Origin of the sequence: Terrisporobacter mayombei (genome assembly GCF_020748465.1) — a bacterium.
Lineage (GTDB): Bacteria > Bacillota > Clostridia > Peptostreptococcales > Peptostreptococcaceae > Terrisporobacter > Terrisporobacter mayombei.
This window is the reverse complement of the sequence record NZ_JAHZMP010000003.1, coordinates 509,635-531,864: the sequence shown is the minus strand read 5'-3', so window position 1 is coordinate 531,864 and position 22,230 is coordinate 509,635. Positions and strand designations below refer to the sequence as shown.

Sequence of the window (22,230 nt, the reverse complement as noted above, 5' to 3'; positions counted from 1 at the left end):
TGCTGAGATTGTACGAATAAAAGAGGTGAAAAGTATGTTAAACAAGCTACAGGTTCTAGAAGATAAATATATAGATTTAACTGAAAAAATCAGTGATATGGAAATAATAAATGACCAAAAAGTTTGGCAAAAGTATATGAAAGAACATGCAGATTTAGAACCTATCGTTCATAAATACAGAGAATATAAAAATGTATTAAATGACCTTAGTGAATCTAAAGCTATTTTAGAAGAAGAGTCTGACGAGGAACTAAGAGAATTAGCTAAAATGGAAATATCTGAATTAGAAGGTCAGGTTGAACCATTAGAAGCGGAATTAAAAATTCTTTTATTACCAAAAGATCCTAACGATGAGAAGAACGTTATAGTTGAGATAAGAGGTGGAGCAGGTGGAGACGAGGCCGCTCTATTTGCAGGAAACTTATTCAGAATGTATTCCAGATATGCTGAAAGAAGAAGATGGAAAATGGAACTTTTAGGTGCTAGTGATACTGGTGTTGGAGGATACAAAGAAGTATCTTTCTTAATAAAAGGTAAAGGTGCTTACTCAAGGCTTAAATATGAGTCAGGAGTTCATAGAGTTCAGAGAATACCAGCTACTGAATCTGGAGGAAGAATCCATACATCAACTGCAACAGTTGCAGTTTTACCAGAAGTAGAAGGTGTAGAAGTAGAAATAAGCCCAAATGATTTAAGAATAGACGTATTCCGTGCATCAGGAAATGGTGGACAGTGTGTAAATACAACTGACTCAGCAGTTAGAATAACTCACTTACCTACTGGTGAAGTTGTATCTTGCCAAGATGAAAAATCACAATTAAAAAATAAAGAAAAAGCTTTAAAAGTATTAAAAGCTAGACTTTATGATAAAGCTCGATCAGAACAACATGACGAAGTTGCAGCAGAGAGAAAGAGTCAGGTTGGTACAGGAGATAGATCTGAAAGAATAAGAACTTATAACTACCCACAAGGTAGAGTAAGTGATCATAGAATAAACTTAACTCTTTATAAGTTAGAACAATTTTTAGATGGTGATATAGACGAAATGATAGATGCGCTAATTACGGAAGATCAAACTAAAAAGATGACAGCAATATAAAATCCCTAAATTTTTAGGGATTTTTTCTATAGCCACTTAAATATAATTGAATATAGTGATATATTAAAATATAAATATGGGGTGAGTTAAATAGAATGATACTAAAAGTCACACTGATAGGACTATTGGCTGGAGTATTAGGTACAGGAATTGGAGGAATAGTATCTGCAATATTTAGAAAAGAAGTAGACAAGTATCTTAATTTTTGTATGGGATTTTCCGGTGGAATTATGTTAGCTGTAGTAGTTTTTGATTTGATGAAAGAGGCAATGGAATCAAGTGGTTTAATTTATACGGTAGTATTTACATTTATGGGGGTACTACTAACAATGTTTATAAAAAGTAGACTAGACTTCGCTGAAGATGTTAAGTCAGGGTATTTAATATTTATAAGTATACTACTACATAATTTGCCAGAAGGGCTGGCAATAGGATCATCATTTGTATCAGCACAAACTCTAGGAATTACCCTTGCTATAGTAATTGGGCTACACAATATACCAGAAGGACTGGCTACAGCTCTTAGTTTGGCTGGAGCTAGAGTTCCTACAAAAAAAATAATTTTATTTACATTTATAGCGGGTATACCTATGGGAATAGGTAGTTTTTTAGGAGTATATTTTGCAGGGATTTTCAAATCTTTAATTGGTGTATTTCTATCTTTGGCAGCAGGAACAATGTTATTTGTAGTTTTAGATGAAATAATGCCAAAATCTAAAAGTCTATATAGTATAATAGGCTTTTTAGCAGGTACAATAATTGTATATTGTATATAGATTTACTTAAGAAGGGAGTGAGAAATAAGATGACATTTATAAGCAGAATTGACGAGAAACATATAAACAAAGATGAAATAAAAAAACAAGCAGAAATACTAAAAGAAGGGAAAACAGTAATATTTCCTACAGAAACAGTTTATGGATTAGGTGCAAATGCTCTTGATGAAAATGCTGTAAGTAAAATTTATGAGGCAAAAGGGCGACCTAGTGATAATCCATTAATAGTACATATATATGATAAAAAACAAGTTAATGACCTAGTAAAAGACATTAATGAAAATGCACAGATTATAATGAATAAATTTTGGCCAGGTCCAATAACTATTATATTGAAGAAAAAAGATATAGTACCAATGAGAACTAGTGGTGGTTTAGACACAGTTGCAATTAGAATGCCTTCTAATCCTATTGCTAAGGCTCTTTTAGAGGAAGTTAAATTGCCAATTGCCGCTCCATCTGCTAATATTTCAGGAAGACCATCACCTACAAGAGGCAAGCATGTGTATGAAGAAATGAACAATAGAGTAGATGGAATTATATTAGGAGGAGATTGCACCTTTGGCCTAGAATCAACAGTACTAGACCTAACAAATGATATTCCTACTATATTAAGACCAGGTAGTGTTACAAAAGAGGATTTAGAAAATGCTATTGGCCAGGTGAATATTGATCCAGCTTTAGAAAAAAAAGAAGATAATATCAAGGCAAAAGCACCAGGAATGAAATATAAGCATTACTCACCAAATGCAGATGTATATATTGTATCGGGTGATATAGATAATGTTGTAAAAAAAGTAAATGAATTATCTTATGATGGAGCTAAAAAAGGATTAAAATGTGCAGTAATGTGCTTAGAAGAAAATAATAATAAATATAAGTGTGATACAATAGTATTAGGTCGAAATTTGGAGGAAGTTGCTTCAAATTTATTTAATGCACTTATTACTGCAGATGAGAACGAATATAACATTGTATATACAGAGGAATTTCCTAATTTTGGGGTTGGTAGAGCTATAATGAATAGGCTACTTAAATCTGCTGGGTATAAAATAATAAAAGTATAAAATAATAAAAGTATGAAGTTGAAAAGTTAAAAATAATCATTATAAAATTATCAATAGCATTTTAAAAAGAAATGAATACAAATTTTTGTAAATTTGGAATATTTTGGATGAAATTCAAATAAAAACTAATAAAATATTAAAAAAAATTGTGCTTTTCTATGGAGTATTAATAAAAAATTATGTATAATTAAATAAACTAGTTAAAAAAAAATCAAACATAAAAGATGCTGTGTGATTGGAATAATTATCACAAGTTTTAAAATATAATTACTTTACATACTAAAAAGGAGTTCTAATTATGAGAATAGGTTTGGGATGTGACCATGGAGGATTTAATTTAAAATCAGATATTATTGATTTTCTAGAATCAAAAGGAATAGAGTACATAGATTTTGGGACGAATAATGCACAAGATTCAGTAGATTATCCAATATATGGGGAGAAAGTTGCGAATGCAGTTATTTCGAAAGAAGTAGATTATGGAATTGTATGTTGTGGAACAGGAATAGGTATATCTTTAGCAGCAAATAAAGTTCCTGGTATAAGATGTGCTGTTGTTTCAGATGTTTTTTCAGCAAAAATGTCTAAGGCACACAACAATGCAAATATGTTATCTCTTGGAGAAAGAGTATTAGGAAGAGGTCTTGCATTAGAAATAGTAGAGGCTTGGATTAATACAGAATTCGAAGGAGATAGACATTTAAGAAGAGTTAACATGATAGTTGATATAGAAAAAAAGCATAATAAATAGGAGGTTTAATAGTAATGAGCAAAGTTATAGTTACGGATCATCCGTTAATACAACACAAATTAACAATAATGAGAGATAAAGAAACTGGGTCTAAAGACTTTAGAGAATTATTAACAGAAATAACAATGTTAATGGGATACGAAGTTACTAGAGATTTACAATTAGTTGATGTAGAAATAGAAACACCTGTTGTAAAAACTACTCAAAAAATGATATCAGGTAAAAAATTAGGAATAGTACCTATATTAAGAGCAGGACTTGGAATGGTTGATGGATTTATAAGCTTAATACCAGCAGCTAAAGTTGGTCACTTAGGTCTTTATAGAGATCCTGAGACATTAAAGCCAGTTGAATATTACTCTAAATTTCCACAAGATATAGATGAAAGAGAAATGATAGTAGTTGACCCAATGCTTGCAACAGGTGGTTCAGCAGTAGCAGCTATAGATGTTTTAAAAGCAAGGGGAGCAAAAAGTATAAAGTTAGTTAACTTAGTTGCAGCTCCAGAAGGAATAGCTGAAGTACAAAAATATCACAACGATGTAGATATATATGTAGCAGCTATAGATGAAAAATTAAATGATCACGGATACATAGTTCCAGGATTAGGAGATGCTGGAGATAGATTATTTGGTACTAAATAGTATATCTTAGGGAATCTATTGCTTAAATAGATTCCTTATTATAGATAAAATAACTATATTCTTAGTATAGAGGAGCATAGTTTTATATGAGTAATAAAAAAAGTACAGGTGCACAAATAGCACAAATGCTTTCTTTAATGAGTCAGCTAGGTATTATGATGGTTGTTTCCATATTTGGATGTTTTTTTATAGGCAAATTTATCGATGATAAATTAAATACAGAACCTATTTTCATGCTAATATTTTTAGTATTGGGAGTAGGAGGAGCTTTTATGTCTGTATATAAAACTGTAATTGGATACACAAAAAGGAAGTGATAGAATATGGATATAAAAGTACAACAAGAAGTTAAAGAAATAACAAAGGGTATATGTATATATGCCATTATAATAGGAATAATATCTTTAGTTATTTCTAAACAACCAATTCACGTAATATTGGGGGTTGTTTTTGGTAGTATAATTGCGATACTTAATTTTAGGTTATTAGCAATTACCCTGGAAAAAGCAGCAGATATGCCGCCAGGAAAAGCCCAAGCTTATTCCGGAATTAGATATTTGATAAGGATGTTTATTGTAGCAGTAGTTTTATTTGTTTCAGTAAAAAATCCAAATATACATGTTATAGGTACAGTCTTAGGATTAATAAGTACTCAGATTGTTATATTTATAAAAAAACTTATAATATCAAGAATATCGAGAAAGGAGGTATAAATAAGTGAAGTATACACAATGGGTCATTGAATTTGCAAATGGTTTTAAAATTAGTGAAACTGTTGTAACTAGTTGGATTATAATGGTTGGGTTAATAGTAGTAGCATTTTTATTAACAAGGAATCTTCAGCCAGTACCAACTACAAAAAGACAAATTATGTTAGAGTATGCCGTTGGATCACTTAGAAGCCTTATTCATGGAAACATGGGTGATGATATAGAAAAAAGAATGCCTAATATATTCCCTTATATTGGATCTTTATTTCTTTTCTTCGTATGTTCCAACTTGATTGGCTTATTAGGTTTTAAGTCGCCAACTACTGATGTAGACACAACTTTAGCCTGGGCTTTAATTACTTGCTTCTTAATTTACTACGAAGGGGTTAAAGTTAAAGGACCAGGATACTTTAAAGGTTTATTAGAACCAGTTCCGTTATTATTACCACTGAACATAGTAGGTGAATTTGCTAGACCAATATCGCTTACATTCCGTCCATTTGGTAATATTTTAGGAGGAACAGTAATTATGGGATTACTTTATCAGTTATTAGCATTTATATCATCATTGATACCAAATGTTTCAATTCCATTCTTACAATTATTAATACCAGTACCATTACATTTCTACTTTGATTTATTTGCAGGATGTTTACAAGCATTTATATTCATAATGCTTACAATGGTATTTGTTTCAAACTCAACAGAGTAAAATATATGCAAATTAAATGTTGGCATATTAGAATAATAATAAAAAATAAAAGTTAAAATTCGAGGAGGATTAAAATTATGGAAATTACTACTTTACAACAAGGAATCGCTATAGCAGGTTCTGCAATAGGTGCAGGTATAGCAGTTATAGCTGGTATAGGTGCAGGTATAGGTCAAGGATATGCAGCTGGTAAAGGTGCAGAAGCTGTTGGTAATCAACCAGAAGCTAAAGGAGATATAATCTCTACAATGCTATTAGGTGCTGCAGTTGCAGAGTCTACAGGTATATATGGTCTTGTTATATCTATAATCTTAATATTCGCTAATCCATGGGTATAAAATTGAAGACGATTTGTAATAAGATTTTATAGTTAGGAGAAATTATAAATTAATCTCCTAACTATAAATTATGGATGATGGAAAGGAGGATTAGTAGATGGGTGTTAAACCAGTAGTAACCATAACTTGGGAATTAGCTATTCAGATAGTAAATACAATTGTTCTATTTTGGATACTAAGAAAAATTTTATTCAAACCAGTTTTGAATATCATAGATGCTAGAGAAAAGGCAATAAAAACAGATATAGCTACAGGAGAGCAAGCGAAAAGTGAAGGTTTAGCTTTTAGAGCTGAATACGAACAAAAAATTGCGGTTGCTAAAAATGAAGGTCAAGAAATCATTAAGCAAGCAACTCTTAGAGCTGAGCAAAAGTCTGATGAAATAATATCTACTGCAAGAGAAGAAGCTACTAGCTTAAAAGAAAGAGCTAATAAAGATATAGTACAAGAAAAAGAAAAAGTTATGAATGAACTTAAGAGTGATATTTCTAACATAGCTATACTTGCTGCTTCTAAGGTAATTGAAAAAGATATTGACCAAGCTAAACATGAGGAAATGATAAACAAATTTATCGAAGAGGTGGGCGAAGCTAAATGATAGATATAATAGCTAACAGATATGCAGAAGCCCTGTTCCAACTAAGTGAAGATGAAAATATCACTAAAGAAATTTACAATGAATTATGCAATGTAGTAGATACAGTAAAAAATAATAAGGACTTAGATAATGTTTTAAAATCACCTTTAGTAGCTAAAATTGAAAAGGTTCAATTAATTGAAGCATTATTTAATAATAAAATAAATAATAACTTAAAAAATTTCTTGAAAATACTAGTTGAGAAGGGAAGAATATCTTCTTTAAAATCAATAGAATTAACATTTAAGCAACTACTAAATGATAAAAATAATATAATCGAAGGTACTGTAATAAGTGCTATACCTTTAACTGATAAAAAAGTTAAAGAACTTGAAGAAAAACTTTCAAAAAAATATAATAAAAATGTTACTTTAGAGAATAAAGTTGACCAAAGTATATTAGGTGGGGTTTTAGTAAGATTAGGAAATACACAAATTGACGGATCTGTAAAAACTCGTTTAGATAATATAAAAGACCAACTTTCTCAAGTAATTTCTTAGGAGGGCGGTGAACCCATGAACTTAAGACCAGAAGAAATAAGTTCTATAATTAAACAACAAATTAAGAATTATGATAATAAAATAGAAATGACTGATACTGGTAGTATACTTAAAGTAGGTGATGGTATCGCCACAGTATACGGTTTAGAAAACGTAATGTCAAGTGAACTTCTTGAATTCCCAGGAGAAATATATGGAATGGCTCTTAACTTAGAGGAAGATGTTGTTGGGGCTGTTATATTTGGAGATGACAGTGGAATAAAAGAAGGTGACATAGTAAAAAGAACAGGAAGAATAGTTGAAGTTCCTGTTGGTGAAGCTTTAGTAGGTAGGGTTGTAAGTCCACTTGGTTTACCTATTGATGGTAAAGGACCTATAAACACTAATAAAACTAGACCAGTTGAAAGTAAAGCACCTGGAATAATGGCAAGAAAATCAGTATGTGAACCATTACAAACTGGCATAAAAGCTATAGACTCTATGATACCAATAGGTAGAGGACAAAGAGAGCTTATCATAGGTGATAGACAAACTGGTAAGACTTCTATAGTTATAGATACAATATTAAACCAAAAAGGTAAAGATGTTATATGTATATACGTTGCAATAGGACAAAAACGTTCTACAGTTGCACAACTTGTTAATACATTAGAAAAAGGTGGAGCAATGGATTACACAATAGTTGTATCAGCTACAGCTTCTGAATCTGCACCACTTCAATACCTTGCACCATATGCAGGAGCTGCAATGGGTGAAGAGTTCATGTTCAATGGTAAACATGTTTTAATAGTATATGATGATTTAAGTAAACAAGCAGTTGCTTACAGAGAGATGTCATTACTACTTAGAAGACCACCAGGACGTGAAGCTTATCCAGGAGATGTATTCTACCTACATTCAAGATTACTAGAAAGAGCTGCTAAGTTATCTGATGAATTAGGTGGAGGATCTATGACTGCACTTCCAATCATAGAAACTCAAGCAGGAGACGTTTCTGCATATATACCAACTAACGTAATATCAATAACTGATGGACAAATATACTTACAACCAGAATTATTCTATTCAGGTATAAGACCAGCAGTTGACCCTGGTATATCAGTATCAAGGGTTGGTGGTGATGCTCAAATTAAATCAATGAAAAAAGTTGCAGGTACATTAAAACTTGCTTACTCACAATATAGAGAGCTTGCATCATTCTCTCAATTTGGGTCAGACTTAGATGAAGATACTAAGAAGAGACTTGCTCAAGGGGAAAGAATAGTTTCTGTTTTAAAACAAAATGAAACTGACCCTATGGCAGTTCAAAACCAAGTTATGATAATATTTGCTGTTATAAATAATTTCTTAGAGGATATACCAGTAAGTAATGTAGCAATATTTGAAAAAGAGCTATTCAGATTTGTAGATGAAAACTATCCAGAAGTATCTAAAAAAATATTAGCAGCAGAAGATTTCTCTTCTGATTTAACAAACGCAATAGTAGAATTTAAGAAAAAGTTTGTTGTTGAAGCGTAATCCTTTTTACAAAAGGAGGTAAATTAATTGGCAGGAGCTGGAATTAAAGAGATTAAAACACGTATTAACAGTGTTAATAGTACAAAGCAGGTTACTAAAGCTATGGAACTTGTTGCTTCTTCGAAAATGAGAAAAGCAAAAGAGAGAGCTTTAAATGCTAGACCGTACTTTGGAACAATGTATGATACGGTGAGAGATATAGCCACAAGTACACGTGGCGTTAGAAATGTATTCTTAAAACAAAGAGAAGTAAAAAGTAAATGTTATATTGTTGTTGCAGGAGATAGAGGACTTGCGGGCGGATATAACTCAAACATAATAAAATTAACACTTAACCACATGGGTAATAAAAATGAAAAAATCATGCCGATAGGTAAAAAAGCAACAGAATATTTTTCAAAAAGAGGCTATGATATTTTGAAATCAGCAGAAAGTGTTGAGAAATGTGGTTATGAACAAACACTTGAATTTGCAAATGAAGCAATGGATTTATATAAAAAAGGTGAAATAGATGAAGTATATATAGTATATACAGAATTTGTGTCTCCTTTGACTCAAAATCCGAAATTATTAAAAGTGCTACCTTTAGCATTTGAAAAAGAAGAAAATAAGGAAACAGAAGAGCAAGCTGCAAAAGGAGCTAGAGTTCAATATTTACCATCGGCAGAAGTTGTTTTAGGTCATATAATACCTAAATATGTTTCTGGTATAGTTTATGATGGAGTTATAGAATCTTTCGCATCAGAACAAGCTGCGAGAAGAACTGCAATGAGTTCAGCAACAGATAATGCAGACACAATGCTATCTAATTTAGAATTAAGTTACAACAGAGCTAGACAATCGGCTGTAACTCAAGAAATAACAGAGATAGTAGGTGGGGTAGAAGCTCTAAAATAAGGAGGTTAGGAAATGGCCAACGTAGGGAAAATAGTATCAATCGTAGGTGTTGTACTAGATGTTAAGTTTGATAATGAAAACAGCCTACCTAACTTATTAAACGCTTTAGTTATAAAGTTAGGAGATCAAGAAATAGTTGCTGAAGTTGCACAACATATAGGTGATGATACAGTCAGATGTATAGCAATGAGTGCTACAGATGGACTAGTTAGAGGAATGGAAGCAGTAGATACAGGAAGACCAATAAGTGTTCCTGTTGGAGATGCAACACTAGGGAGAATATTCAATGTTCTTGGAGAGCCAGTTGATGATGGTCCAACTCCAAAGGACGCATCTGAATTACCGATACATAGGCAAGCGCCTGAATATAATGATATAGCAAGTACTGCTGAAATACTTGAAACAGGTATAAAAGTAGTTGACTTACTAGTACCATACTTAAAAGGTGGTAAAATAGGTCTATTCGGAGGAGCTGGTGTTGGAAAAACAGTTCTTATACAAGAGCTTATAAACAATATAGCTAAGCAACACGGTGGTATATCAGTATTCGCTGGTGTTGGAGAGAGAACAAGAGAAGGTAATGACCTTTATCATGAAATGAAAGATTCTGGAGTTATAAATAAAACAGCTCTAGTATTCGGACAAATGAACGAGCCACCAGGAGCTAGAATGAGAGTTGCCTTATCTGGACTTACTATGGCAGAGTACTTCAGAGATGAACAAAATCAAGACGTTCTTTTATTCGTAGATAATATATTCCGTTTCACACAAGCAGGTTCAGAAGTTTCTGCGCTTCTTGGACGTATGCCTTCAGCAGTTGGATACCAACCAACACTTGCTACAGAAATGGGTAACTTACAAGAGAGAATAACATCAACTAAGAAAGGTTCTATAACATCTGTTCAAGCAGTTTATGTACCTGCGGATGACTTAACTGACCCAGCTCCAGCGACAACATTTGCTCACTTGGATGCGAAAACAGTTTTATCTAGACAAATAGCAGCTATAGGTATATATCCAGCAGTTGATCCACTTGAGTCTAGTTCAAGAGTACTAGATCCAAAGATAGTTGGAAATGAGCATTATGAAGTGGCAAGAGAAGTACAATCAATACTTCAAAGATATAAAGAATTACAAGATATAATCGCTATACTTGGTATGGATGAATTATCTGATGAAGATAAGGTTATAGTTGCTCGTGCGAGAAGAATACAAAGATTCCTTTCTCAACCATTCTCAGTTGCAGAAGCATTTACTGGATTAGAAGGAAAATATGTACCAGTAAAAGAAACTATAAGAGGATTTAAAGAAATATTAGAAGGAAAACATGATGACTTACCTGAATCAGCATTTCTACTTGCAGGAACAATAGATGAAGTTGTTGCTAAGGCAAAGGAGAGTAGATAGGTCATGGCAAACATATTTCAACTTGAAATAGTAACTCCAGAAGAAAAGTTCTACCAAGGTGAGGTGGAAATGGTTATAACTAGAACAACACAAGGGGATAGAGCTATATTAAAAGATCATATACCTTTCGTTGTTGGTTTAATCGATGGAGAATTAAGAATAAAAAAAGATGGCAAGTTTAAATCTGGCCAAATATCTGGTGGTTTCATGACTGTTAGTAAAGAAAAAACGACTATACTAACTGAGTCCGCTAAATGGAACGATTAAGTCTGTGGACTTTAAAACTAGAATATAATATTACGTAAAAAGACTAGGAATGATCCTAGTCTTTTTACTTTGTCTAAAACTAAGATTTGGTGTATAAAACAAAAATATTATTAACGGTAATATAATTGTTTAAAATAAGGTAAGATAATTATATTAGAGAGAATTTATGGGAGGAAAACATGAATATTTTAGATATAGGGACAGATATTATAGAAGTAGAGAGAATTAAAAATGCATTAAGTAAAAGAGGTGATTTTCTAAAAAAGATATTTACACAGAGAGAAATAGAAATGTTTGAGGAAAAGGGAAATAATCCTCAAACAATAGCTGGTAATTTTGCAGCAAAAGAAGCTATTAGCAAATCTTTAGGATTGGGTATAAGGGGTTATAATTTTAAAGATATAGAAGTACTTAGAAATAGCTTAGGAAAGCCTATAGTAAAAACTTATAATAATTTGGAACAAATTTGCATACAATATAGTGTTTTAGAAATAAAGGTAAGCATATCTCATAGTGAGAACTATGCTGTTGCAAATGCTATAACAATTACAATGTAAAAATAAGATATATTTAAATATACGAATGAATAAAAATAAATTAGGAGGTACTTTGTGAAAAATAAGTGGTATTCGTTACTAATAATAATTGTTTCAATAATTACTCTATATAGTGTTGGATGTGGAAGAAAAGAATATACGAAGGAAGAAGTATATGAGGATTTCCAAAATCAAATTTCAAAAATTGAATCATATACTTGTACTGCAAAAGTAGAAGCTATAGGAAATAAGGAGAATACTACCTATATTTTTAAACACACATATAAAAAACCTGATTATTATAAGTTAGAAGTCAAGTCACCAAAGAATTTACAAGGAAAAACTATTGAATATAAGGGTGATAAAGTTTTAGTTAGCAATCCTAGTACCAATGATACAATAGAACTTCCTAATATAAATAATGATAGTCATTATTTATTTATTGGAGATTTTATAAAAAACTATAGGCAAAATGAATCAATAATTTTAGAAGTTACAGAAAGTGAATTAAAAATAGAAACAAAAATACCAGGCGATAATAAATATTTTAATAAACAAGTTTTATATGTAGATAATAAGACTAAAAATCCAAATAAAATGGAAATACTAGATAATGAAGATAAACCTATATTTATAGTAACATATGAAGATTTTAAGTATGAAAAATAAATAAAATAGTATAAACAACTTAAGAGAAATCTAGATGACATAATAATTTGTTTTACTAAAATAAAAAGGATATTAAAAGTCATAACAAAGCTATTATTAATGAATAAGTTGTATAGTAAATTTTTGCTCCAGAAACTATTATTTAAGACATAAAAAAAGTTGTGTAGGTTATAATATTTAACATAAGGTGTATAAAAATTAAAATAAGAGAAAAGAAATTTAATTTTGCTTACTAAATACACGACAAATGAACGTACTTATATGGAAACAAATGCAATTTTACAATTAGTTAGGAATCTGATAAAATATAAGAGATATTGTTCTCTGGGAGGCGATTTTGTGAGCAATAAAAATAAAGAAAAAATTATGTTTACTTTACCCGACTATATTTTATCTGAGGTGGATCAAATAGTTCAGATGGAAAATAGTAATAGGGAAGATTTTGCAAAAGCTGCTTTTCAGTTTTATATAACCCAAAAAAAGAAAATTAATTTAAAAGAAAGTATGATAAAGGGTTATAAAGAAATGGCTAAAATCAACTTATCATTAGCAGAGCTTGGTATGACAGATGACGTATCTTTGGATGATGATTCTGAAGGAGATATAGCTAAAGTTGAATAATCTTGGCTTAGATATTAAGCGAGGAGATTTATTTTATGCAGATTTAAGTCCAGTTATTGGCTCGGAGCAAGGAGGCGTTAGACCTGTTTTAATAATCCAAAATAATATAGGAAATAAATATAGCCCGACAGTCATAGTGGCGGCTATAACATCCCAGATTAATAAAGCAAAATTGCCTACTCATATAGAAATAAGCTCCAGTGAATATGGGCTTAATAAAGATTCTGTAATTCTCTTAGAGCAAATTAGAACCATAGACAAAAAGCGACTGAGAGAAAAAATAGGTTATCTAGATAATAAAACTATGCTAAAAGTAAATAATGGACTGCAAATAAGTTTAGATTTATTTAGCATATAAAAAATTATTGATATAGTAGCATATCAATAATTTTTTTGTTTTATATACAAAAAACACAAAAAAACATCATAAAGATGTTATAATATAATGAGATTTAAATACAATATGGCTAATTAACCAATAGCCTCAGTATATAACTTAGGGAGGTAAATTACATGAGAGACCATAAAGGATTAAATGAAATTACTAATGTAATAAGAAAAGACATTGTCTCAATGATATGTAAATCAAAATCAGGACATCCGGGAGGTTCATTATCAGCAGTTGAGATTTTAACAGCTCTTTATTTTGATCAAATGAATATTGACCCAACAAATCCAAAAATGGAAGATAGAGATAGATTTGTTTTATCAAAAGGTCATGCAGCTCCAGCTTTATATGCAACATTAGCTGAGAGAGGATATTTTGAGAAAGAAGAGTTAAATCATTTAAGAAAATTAGGAAGTATGCTTCAAGGGCATCCTGATATGAAAAAGATACCTGGTGTTGAAATGTCAACAGGTTCATTAGGACAAGGTTTTTCTGTTGCGTGCGGAATGGCTATGGCAGCTAAATTAGACAATGCTCCATGGAATGTATATGCATTATTAGGAGATGGAGAGGTTCAAGAAGGAATAATATGGGAAGCTGCTATGAGTGCGGCCCATTACAAGCTTGATAATATGATAGCATTCCTTGATTACAATGGACTTCAAATTGATGGAGAAGTTGATTCAGTAATGAGCATTAATCCTATAGAAGATAAGTTTAGGACTTTTGGATGGAATGTAATAACTATTGATGGTCATGACTTCGACCAAATATTTGCAGCTCTAGATATGGCAAAAGATACAGTAGGTAAACCAACAATGATAATAGCTAAAACAGTAAAAGGTAAAGGCGTGTCTTTCATGGAAAACCAAGCGTCATGGCATGGAAGTGCACCAAGTGAGGAACAACTTGAACAAGCATTATCAGAATTAGGAGGTGCTTTCCATGAGTAAAATAGCAACTAGGGAGGCTTACGGAAAAGCTTTAGTTAAATTAGGAAAAATAAATGATGATGTAGTAGTTTTAGATGCAGATTTATCTAAATCAACTAAAACAAATGACTTCTTAAAAGCATACCCAAATAGATTTTTTAACATGGGTATAGCAGAGCAAAACTTAGTAGGAGCTGCTTGTGGTTTTGCAGCAGCAGGTAAGATACCTTTTGCAAGTACATTTGCTATGTTTGCAACTGGAAGAGCGTTCGAAGTAATAAGAAACTCAGTATGCTATCCTAAATTAAACGTTAAAATATGTGCTACACATGCAGGTATAACTGTTGGAGAAGACGGTGGTTCTCACCAAAGTGTGGAAGATATATCTTTAATGAGATCTATTCCAAATATGACAGTAGTTGTTCCAGCTGATGGAGTTGAAGCTGAAAAGATGATATTTGCTGCAGCAGAGTTTAATGGGCCAATGTACGTTAGACTTGGAAGAAGTGCAGTTCCAACAATATTTGAAGAAGATTATAATTTTGAAATTGGAAAAGGTGTTGTTCTTAGAGACGGTAACGATGCTACAATAATAGCTTGTGGAATAATGGTTAACGAAGCAATAATAGCTGCAGATATGTTAAAAGAAGAAAACATAAATGTTAGAGTTATCAATATGTCTACAATAAAACCAATAGATACAGAACTTATCATAAAAGCTGCTAAAGAAACTAAAGCAATAATAACAGCAGAAGAGCACAGTATAATAGGTGGATTAGGGTCAGCTGTAAGTGAAGTTGTATCTGAAAATCATCCTACAATAGTTAAAAAAGTTGGAGTAAATGATAGCTTCGGTGAGTCAGGAACACCAAATGAATTATTAGAAAAATATGGTTTAAATGCTAAGAATATAGTAGAAAAAGTTAAAGAAGCATTAAACTAATAATATATATAAAAGGCGTATTTAATATTTTATTAAATATGCCTTTTTATGTAAAATCATATCGTTTGGGTATATAAACAAAGTGAATTTTTTGATTCTATCAAAGATTATTTCCTCATATATTTATAAGAGATAGGAGGGATAATGTGGAGATTAAGTTTAATATCAAAGGAGTAATATATGGTGTAATACTAATATTATTTATAGTTTTAGGATTTGTTTTTATACCTAAATTATTTTTAGATACTTCAAAGCCTGTAGATTTTACAATGGTGCAAAGAGAATCTATTCCAGAAAAAATATTAGATATTATGGATAAGTACGAAGATGAAGAAAGAGCTTTAGCAGTAAAACTAGATGATAAGATATATGTTATAGTAACAAGAGGAGAAAAAGAGCATGGTATAGACATAGACAAAATCACCATGGATACAGTGGAAGAAAAAACTGTTATGACAGTAAATATTACATATAAAGACAAGGATAAATCCTATCCTTTTGTAGTTGCTGAAACAAATCTTAAATCTTTGCCAGACAAGATACAATTAAATGCTTCAAAAGAAGAAAAATAAGAAATTTGAACCCCAACGCTTAGTAACAGTTGGGGTGTTTTTTATAGATGTATTCCTAATGATTATTTGTCAGAAAATTAATAATTTTCATTAAGCTTTTATATTTAAATCCGTATATTATCCATACAGTAATATTTTGGTAGAAATGGAGCTTATGCCTTTATATTATAAATATTATTTTTTGATCTATAAATCGAACAATATAAGGTGGAATTGGAAGGGGTAAACTTATGAAAAGTATTAAGACTAAAATTTTAACAATGATTGGTGGTATTGCCATTTTAGCTATGATAATTTCTGGTGTATTTACTATGAAGAATACAGTAAAAACTGTATCTAAAAATCAAGAAAGTATTTCAACACTAACTACAAAAAATATAGTTTCCAACATAAATGAATATTTTACGAGATATAAAACAATGGCAATACAAATGGCAGGGAATGCATCTATAAGAAATGTATTAACAGATGCAACTAGAAAGGATTATAAGAATCATTCATCTTATAAAGATGCCTATAAATCACTTGGATATGTAAAGGAAAAAGATACTCAAATTTTAAATGCATATATTGCTTCAGCAAATGAAGATTTAGCATTTGATAGTGGAACCTATCTTAGCGATGAAGGATTTGATTTAAAATCAAGAAATTACTGGTTTTCAAATAGTGAAGATATTGAAAATGGATTTATTATATCTGAGCCATACGAAGATTCAGTTACTGGAAATATGGTTGTTACATTTTCAGCTCCAGTATATGATGTGAATAATAAAGAAATTATAGGTGTTGCAGCAGTTGATGTTTCTATTGAAGATATAAGTCAACAAGTGGCAACAATGGAGACTGACTTTAAAGATGGTGGATACACAATGCTTATCTCAAATACTGGACAAGTATTGGCAAGTAAAGATACTGAGAAGGTTCTTAAGAATGTTAGTGAAATAGGATTTGATGATAAAATACTTAATGAAATAGATAACACAACAAATAGAATAATAGAATATACTGAAAATGGTAAAACGCGCTATAGCATAGTAAGTGGTACAAGAGATGCTGGATGGAAAGTACTTCTAAGTATTAGTAAAGATAGTTATATGGCTTTAGTAAAAACATCTATATCTACTACATTAGGAATTTATTTAATAGCATTTTTAATTCTTATAGTAGCAATCATAGCAGTAACAAAAAGTTTAGTTGCACCAATTGAAAATCTTATGAATGTAACAGAAGAACTGGCAGCAGGAAATCTTAATGCAGAAATAAATATAGAAAGTAAAGATGAGACTGGAAGACTGGCTGAATCAATGAAGAAACTTGTTTTAAGGTTGAATGAATATATTATTTATATTGATGAAATATCAGAATCATTAGATAAGTTTTCAACGGGAGATTTAAAGATTGATTTAAAGCAGAACTATGAAGGTGATTTTGCTAAGATAAAGAATTCGTTATTGCAACTTTCATCTATATTTAAAGAGACTATAGGAAAAATTGTTGAAACATCAGAAAACGTTGCAGTTGGTTCAAAAGAAATAGCAAATGCCGCTCAAGTACTTGCTGAAGGCTCACTATATCAAGCAAGTACAACAGAAGAATTAACAGCTACAGTAAATGATTTATCAGATAGAGTATCAACAAATGCAAATAATGCATTAAATGCCTCAAAACAAGTTAGATCTGCTGGAGAACTTGCTATAACAAGTAATGATCAAATGAAAAAAATGATATTAGCTATTGAAGAAATAAATTCCAAATCATCACAAATAAGTAAAATTATTAAAGTAATTGAAGATATTTCATTCCAAACAAATATATTAGCTTTGAATGCAGCAGTAGAAGCGTCTAGAGCAGGGGAAGCAGGTAAAGGATTTGCAGTTGTCGCAGATGAAGTAAGAAATCTAGCTACAAGATCTTCAGATGCATCAAAAGAAACAAATCATTTAATTGAGGAATCAGTTAAAGCTGTACAAAATGGTAACCTTATAGCCATTAAAACTGGAAAAATGCTTGAAAATGTACTTGAAGAGGTTTCTCAATCTGTAAAATTAATAGATGAAATTTCTTCAGCATCTGTTGAGCAAGCTGCAGCTCTAAAACAAACTTTAGAAGGAATTGAACAAATAAGTTCTGTTGTTCAAACAAATGCAGCAACAGCCCAAGAAAGTTCAGCAGCAAGTAACGAGTTATCAAACCAGGCTCAAATACTTAAAAATGTTGCATCGGGTTTCAAAGTTGAAAATTAAATATAAAAATCATTATAATAAAAAAACTGGTTCCTAAATTGGAATCAGTTTTTTATTTATTAATTTAAAATGTAAATATTTTTAATTTATTTTGGTGTTAATATTGTAGATTCAGTCACTAGGTAGTTTAGTTGCGCATCGTGGTCTTCTTTTGGAACTTCATCAAAAACCTGTAAATCAAAAGCTATTCCCACAGTAACCGCATCTTCTCTTAGATTCTCAAGAAATCTATCATAAAAACCGCCACCATAGCCAAGTCTATAGCAATTTTTATCGTAAGCTACAGCTGGTACTATAACCACATCTAAATCTTTGATGTCTATAGCAGGTGAGCATTCAGGTTTTGGCTCTCTAATATTATAAGCGCCATATTGAATTCCATTTTCTAGATCTGTAATTTGAGAAGGTATCAATTTTCTTTCTTCTTTTAAAGTTATAGGTGAAGCCACAGTTTTACCTAAGTTTATAAGTGTAGTAATTAAACTATCTGTGGCGACTTCGTTATTAAAGTCTAAATAAAGCATAATAGTTTGTGCGTTTTTAATACAGTCTAACTGAAGTAGTTTTTCTGTGATTATATCTGAGTTGTGTTTAATAAAATCCTTGTTTTTTTCTTTTCTAAGCATAATAACATTTTTTCTAAACTCTTTTTTCATATAATCTACACCTCTTAATTGTGGTATTATATAATTACCTAAATTTTACTTTCCTAATATAGATTTTAGTAAAATTATAGATTTAAAGCAATATAATTGATAAAGAGTAATAAAAAGACAAGCTAGTCATATAATATATAGTAGATTGATTAAAGGAGAGATGAACAAATGATATCTAAGAAAAGGGCCCTTATATATTCTATTATTCTTGTAATAGTAACTATAATTGGTACAACAATGTTTCAAATTACGTTAGGAAACAAAGTAATAATATCGAAAGACTTATATGAATCTTATGCAAAATATAACAAGCTATTGGGTTTAGAAGAACTTATTCAGGAGGATTATTACAAAGAAGTATCTAGAAATAATCTAGTTGATGGAGCATTAAAAGGATTATTTGAAGGCCTTAATGATCCATATTCACAATACTACACAGCAGATGAATTTGAAAGCTTAAAAGAACAAACAAGTGGTTCATTTGTTGGAATTGGAGTATATATAGGTGTTAATCCTGAAAACAATAAGTTAACAATAATTTCTCCAATAGAAGGTTCACCCGCAGACAAAGCTGGAATTAAATCGGGAGATATAGTTCTAAAAGTTGATGGCGAATCTGTTGAGGCTAAAAAAATTGACGATGTAATTAAACATATAAAAGGAAAAGAAAATACAACGGTTAAATTAACTATTCAAAGAAAGGGAGAAGAATTAAGTTTTGATATTAAGAGGGAAACTATAGTAACAAAGAGTGTATCAAATGAGGTTATGGATAATAATATAGGTTACTTAAGAATAAAATCATTTGATGAAAATACATATAAAGAATTTAAAGAAAACTTAAGTCAATTAGAATCTAAGGGAGTCAAAGGCTTAGTAATAGACTTGAGAGACAATCCAGGTGGATTATTAGATGTTTGCGTAGATATAGCTGATGACTTAATAGGAAAAGGAACTATTGTCTATACAAAGGATAATACAGGCAATAAAGAGTATTATAAGTCAGATGATAAACAAGTTGATATGCCAATGGTTGTTTTAATAAATGGAGGAAGTGCATCGGCATCAGAAATTTTAACAGCAGCATTGGTTGATAATAATAAAGCTATAGCCATAGGTGAAACATCTTTTGGTAAAGGTTTAGTACAAAGTGTAAAAGGATTAAAAGATGGTACTGGATATAAATTAACAACTGCTCAGTATTTTACACCAAATGGAGATTATATAAACGGGAAGGGAATTACACCTAAAATTCAAGAGACAAATGAAAATCAACAACTTAAATCAGCATTAGAATATATTAAGAAGGAAATTAAGTAATAAATATATAAATAAACTATATGTAACAAAAAATAGTTTGAGTAGATGACTCAAAATATAAATGTTGTCAATAATTAATATATAAGTAATTATAAAAATAATAGTTATTAAAATATTGATTAAAGATGGATTAGAATACATGCTAAATAAGAAAATAACAAATATTTCTACAAATTTTGATTTTAAAAATTAAAAATCTAATATTTTTTATAAAAAATAATAAAAAATTTAGAGGAAAAAGGTAAATAACCTAGAATTACTTATATAAGTTAATAATCTTAGTTGGGAAGTGAGTTTATGAAGAAAACTATGGCAAAAGTTGTTAACTTTCAAGAATATAAGGAGAAAAAGAAGCATTTAGAAGTTGACAGGAAAGAACTTTTAGAGCTTATTAAACAAATAGTAACTACAAAATAGAAAAAATTGTAACTCTTGATTAAGTTTTTTGAAAGAATAAAAGTAAAAATCATACACTTAGTTGCAAAAACATATATAATTTTGTCATTTCGTTTTACCGTAATAAGAGGGAGCTTTTGCTCCCTTTTATTATGACATTCTTAAACCACCAACGTAATCTTGGAACTGTGAAAATTCATTTTCATCTTGAAGATTTACAACTGTAGATTTCTCTTCATCAAAATTTTTTAGATATATATTTCTATCACCTTCAGTTCCGTCTTGATAAATACATCTATAACCGTCTTCGTATAGGTTTTTTAAATCATTGAAATTATTCATTCAATCATCTCCTTAAATATATTTATCTATTTATATTTTTTGTTTATTAATAAATACTATTCTCTAAAATAAAAATACCTTAAATTCCAAAAAATGTTTAAAAAGTTAATAAAATACTAGATAGTTTTTATATATAACAATATAATTATTGTAGGAAACTTAACAAACAATATAAATTTTAGACAAATTACAAAAACAAAAAGTCTAGGGGGGATGGCAACCGTGAATTTAATAGAAAATATATCAAGAAATATTTATCCATTAGAAGAAAAATACATAAAACAAGCAGAAGAAAGATTAAATAGGCTTATAAAGCCAACAGGAAGTTTAGGTAAATTGGAGCATATTTGTGCACAACTTGCAGGAATATATGGAAGAAAATATTTTGATACATCAAAAAAGGCAATAATAGCTTTTGGAGCAGATCATGGAGTTTATGAAGAAGGTGTAGCTCCAGATCCTCAAAACATTACTATACTACAATTTCAAAACTTCCCTAAAAAAATAAATGGTGTGGGGACAATTTCAAAATTTGTAGGAGCTGATGTGTTAGCAGTTGATGTAGGAATAAATTGTGATGAAAAAATAGATGGCGTAATTGATTATAAAATAAGAAAAGGAACGTCTAATATGGCAAAAGGACCTGCCATGACAAGAGCAGAAGCAGAAAAATGTATATCAATAGGAATAGAAATGGCAGAAAAGTGTATCCAAGATGATTATACTTTAATTGGGATAGGAGAAATGGGAATAGCTAATACTACCCCATCTACTGCTATAGTTTCAGTTTTTGGAAATTATGATCCAGAGGAGATTACTGGTATAGGAGCTGGTCTAAAGAAAGAGTTAATTAAGCATAAAGCAGAAGTGATAAGAAAGTCTATAGAATTAAATAAACCTAATCCAAAAGATGCAATAGATGTGTTAGCTAAAGTAGGTGGATTCGAAATAGGTTCCATGGCAGGTGTAATTATAGGATGTGCGGCTAATAGAATACCTATTGTGTTAGATGGATTTATATCTTATGCAGCAGCATTATTAGCTTATCATATTAATCCAAGAACAAAATACTACATGATAGCTTCTCATTTATCTGCAGAACCAGGAACAAAGAAAGCCTTAGAGATTATGGGATTACAACCATTTTTAGATATGGATATGAGGCTAGGAGAAGGAAGTGGAGCAGCACTATCTTTTAATATAATAGAAGCTGCAAATTATGTATATAAAAATATGGCAACATTTGATGAGATAGATATGGGAAGATAGATATCTGAAGGAGAGCATTT

Annotated in this window: 27 protein-coding genes; 25 read left to right on the top strand and 2 right to left on the bottom strand. The window is 30.6% G+C overall.

Annotated features, from left to right (window positions below; translation table 11 throughout):
* Window positions 1-34 precede the first annotated feature (34 nt).
* The 23 genes from prfA (at window position 35) to K0039_RS13170 (ending at window position 18,227) form a co-directional block, all read left to right on the top strand.
* Window positions 35-1,099 (top strand): peptide chain release factor 1, encoded by a 1,065-nt coding sequence (gene prfA, locus K0039_RS13280; protein WP_228105548.1) that lies wholly within the window; start codon window positions 35-37, stop codon window positions 1,097-1,099.
* A 95-nt stretch (window positions 1,100-1,194) separates the two neighbouring features.
* Window positions 1,195-1,875 (top strand): ZIP family metal transporter, encoded by a 681-nt coding sequence (locus K0039_RS13275; RefSeq protein ID WP_228105547.1) that lies wholly within the window; start codon window positions 1,195-1,197, stop codon window positions 1,873-1,875.
* A 29-nt stretch (window positions 1,876-1,904) separates the two neighbouring features.
* The gene (locus K0039_RS13270; RefSeq protein ID WP_228105546.1) at window positions 1,905-2,942 is read left to right on the top strand and encodes an L-threonylcarbamoyladenylate synthase; all 1,038 of its coding nucleotides are present in this window, start codon (window positions 1,905-1,907) and stop codon (window positions 2,940-2,942) included.
* A 298-nt stretch (window positions 2,943-3,240) separates the two neighbouring features.
* Complete coding sequence (gene rpiB, locus K0039_RS13265; RefSeq protein ID WP_228105545.1) at window positions 3,241-3,693, top strand: ribose 5-phosphate isomerase B; 453 nt, start codon at window positions 3,241-3,243, stop codon at window positions 3,691-3,693.
* A 14-nt stretch (window positions 3,694-3,707) separates the two neighbouring features.
* Entirely contained in the window at window positions 3,708-4,337 is a 630-nt protein-coding gene (gene upp, locus K0039_RS13260) for a uracil phosphoribosyltransferase (protein WP_228105544.1), read from the top strand.
* An 86-nt stretch (window positions 4,338-4,423) separates the two neighbouring features.
* Window positions 4,424-4,654 carry an AtpZ/AtpI family protein gene (locus K0039_RS13255; RefSeq protein WP_074919684.1) on the top strand — a complete coding sequence of 77 codons (231 nt, stop codon included), beginning with the start codon at window positions 4,424-4,426 and terminating at the stop codon, window positions 4,652-4,654.
* 6 nt (window positions 4,655-4,660) lie between these two features.
* Window positions 4,661-5,050 carry an ATP synthase subunit I gene (locus K0039_RS13250; protein WP_074919683.1) on the top strand — a complete coding sequence of 130 codons (390 nt, stop codon included), beginning with the start codon at window positions 4,661-4,663 and terminating at the stop codon, window positions 5,048-5,050.
* A gap of 4 nt (window positions 5,051-5,054) precedes the next feature.
* Complete coding sequence (gene atpB / locus K0039_RS13245; RefSeq protein WP_228105543.1) at window positions 5,055-5,759, top strand: F0F1 ATP synthase subunit A; 705 nt, start codon at window positions 5,055-5,057, stop codon at window positions 5,757-5,759.
* Window positions 5,760-5,836: 77 nt separating this feature from the next.
* The gene (atpE, locus tag K0039_RS13240; protein ID WP_018591930.1) at window positions 5,837-6,097 is read left to right on the top strand and encodes an ATP synthase F0 subunit C; all 261 of its coding nucleotides are present in this window, start codon (window positions 5,837-5,839) and stop codon (window positions 6,095-6,097) included.
* Between the two features lie 97 nt (window positions 6,098-6,194).
* Window positions 6,195-6,695: a F0F1 ATP synthase subunit B gene (gene atpF, locus K0039_RS13235; RefSeq protein ID WP_228105542.1), complete on the top strand. Its 501-nt coding sequence runs from the start codon at window positions 6,195-6,197 to the stop codon at window positions 6,693-6,695.
* The gene (locus K0039_RS13230; RefSeq protein WP_228105541.1) at window positions 6,692-7,234 is read left to right on the top strand and encodes a F0F1 ATP synthase subunit delta; all 543 of its coding nucleotides are present in this window, start codon (window positions 6,692-6,694) and stop codon (window positions 7,232-7,234) included. The genes atpF and K0039_RS13230 overlap by 4 nt, the downstream gene beginning before the upstream one ends.
* Window positions 7,235-7,249: 15 nt before the next feature.
* Window positions 7,250-8,752 (top strand): F0F1 ATP synthase subunit alpha, encoded by a 1,503-nt coding sequence (gene atpA, locus K0039_RS13225; protein WP_228105540.1) that lies wholly within the window; start codon window positions 7,250-7,252, stop codon window positions 8,750-8,752.
* Between the two features lie 27 nt (window positions 8,753-8,779).
* Window positions 8,780-9,649, top strand: a complete 870-nt coding sequence (gene atpG / locus K0039_RS13220; RefSeq protein WP_228105539.1) for an ATP synthase F1 subunit gamma — start codon at window positions 8,780-8,782, stop codon at window positions 9,647-9,649.
* Window positions 9,650-9,661: 12 nt separating this feature from the next.
* On the top strand, window positions 9,662-11,056 hold the full coding sequence (gene atpD / locus K0039_RS13215; RefSeq protein ID WP_228105538.1) for a F0F1 ATP synthase subunit beta: 1,395 nt from the start codon (window positions 9,662-9,664) through the stop codon (window positions 11,054-11,056).
* Window positions 11,057-11,059: 3 nt separating this feature from the next.
* On the top strand, window positions 11,060-11,323 hold the full coding sequence (locus tag K0039_RS13210) for a hypothetical protein (RefSeq protein WP_228105537.1): 264 nt from the start codon (window positions 11,060-11,062) through the stop codon (window positions 11,321-11,323).
* A 179-nt stretch (window positions 11,324-11,502) separates the two neighbouring features.
* A complete protein-coding gene (acpS, locus tag K0039_RS13205) occupies window positions 11,503-11,880 on the top strand; it encodes a holo-ACP synthase (RefSeq protein ID WP_228105536.1) in 378 nt (125 codons plus the stop codon).
* Window positions 11,881-11,934: 54 nt separating this feature from the next.
* Window positions 11,935-12,528, top strand: coding sequence for a germination lipoprotein GerS (gene gerS, locus K0039_RS13200; protein ID WP_228105535.1), 594 nt, complete (start codon window positions 11,935-11,937; stop codon window positions 12,526-12,528).
* 339 nt (window positions 12,529-12,867) lie between these two features.
* On the top strand, window positions 12,868-13,149 hold the full coding sequence (locus tag K0039_RS13195; protein WP_018591921.1) for a hypothetical protein: 282 nt from the start codon (window positions 12,868-12,870) through the stop codon (window positions 13,147-13,149).
* Complete coding sequence (locus K0039_RS13190; RefSeq protein WP_228105534.1) at window positions 13,142-13,507, top strand: type II toxin-antitoxin system PemK/MazF family toxin; 366 nt, start codon at window positions 13,142-13,144, stop codon at window positions 13,505-13,507. The genes K0039_RS13195 and K0039_RS13190 overlap by 8 nt, the downstream gene beginning before the upstream one ends.
* Before the next feature lie 155 nt (window positions 13,508-13,662).
* Window positions 13,663-14,490: a transketolase gene (locus tag K0039_RS13185; protein ID WP_228105533.1), complete on the top strand. Its 828-nt coding sequence runs from the start codon at window positions 13,663-13,665 to the stop codon at window positions 14,488-14,490.
* On the top strand, window positions 14,483-15,412 hold the full coding sequence (locus tag K0039_RS13180) for a transketolase family protein (protein ID WP_228105532.1): 930 nt from the start codon (window positions 14,483-14,485) through the stop codon (window positions 15,410-15,412). The genes K0039_RS13185 and K0039_RS13180 overlap by 8 nt, the downstream gene beginning before the upstream one ends.
* 146 nt (window positions 15,413-15,558) lie before the next feature.
* A complete protein-coding gene (locus K0039_RS13175; RefSeq protein ID WP_228105531.1) occupies window positions 15,559-15,984 on the top strand; it encodes a hypothetical protein in 426 nt (141 codons plus the stop codon).
* Window positions 15,985-16,214: 230 nt separating this feature from the next.
* Complete coding sequence (locus K0039_RS13170; protein WP_228105530.1) at window positions 16,215-18,227, top strand: methyl-accepting chemotaxis protein; 2,013 nt, start codon at window positions 16,215-16,217, stop codon at window positions 18,225-18,227.
* Window positions 18,228-18,313: 86 nt separating this feature from the next.
* Here K0039_RS13170 and K0039_RS13165 read toward each other — a convergent pair whose 3' ends face one another.
* The gene (locus tag K0039_RS13165; RefSeq protein ID WP_228105529.1) at window positions 18,314-18,883 is read right to left on the bottom strand and encodes a 5-formyltetrahydrofolate cyclo-ligase; all 570 of its coding nucleotides are present in this window, start codon (window positions 18,881-18,883) and stop codon (window positions 18,314-18,316) included.
* A 168-nt stretch (window positions 18,884-19,051) separates the two neighbouring features.
* Here K0039_RS13165 and K0039_RS13160 point away from each other — a divergent pair, with 168 nt between their 5' ends.
* Entirely contained in the window at window positions 19,052-20,203 is a 1,152-nt protein-coding gene (locus K0039_RS13160; RefSeq protein ID WP_228105528.1) for a S41 family peptidase, read from the top strand.
* Between the two features lie 546 nt (window positions 20,204-20,749).
* Here K0039_RS13160 and K0039_RS13155 read toward each other — a convergent pair.
* Entirely contained in the window at window positions 20,750-20,941 is a 192-nt protein-coding gene (locus tag K0039_RS13155) for a hypothetical protein (protein WP_228105527.1), read from the bottom strand.
* 222 nt (window positions 20,942-21,163) lie between these two features.
* Between K0039_RS13155 and cobT the strand changes: the two genes are divergently transcribed.
* Window positions 21,164-22,210: a nicotinate-nucleotide--dimethylbenzimidazole phosphoribosyltransferase gene (cobT, locus tag K0039_RS13150; RefSeq protein WP_228105526.1), complete on the top strand. Its 1,047-nt coding sequence runs from the start codon at window positions 21,164-21,166 to the stop codon at window positions 22,208-22,210.
* Window positions 22,211-22,230: the final 20 nt, after the last annotated feature.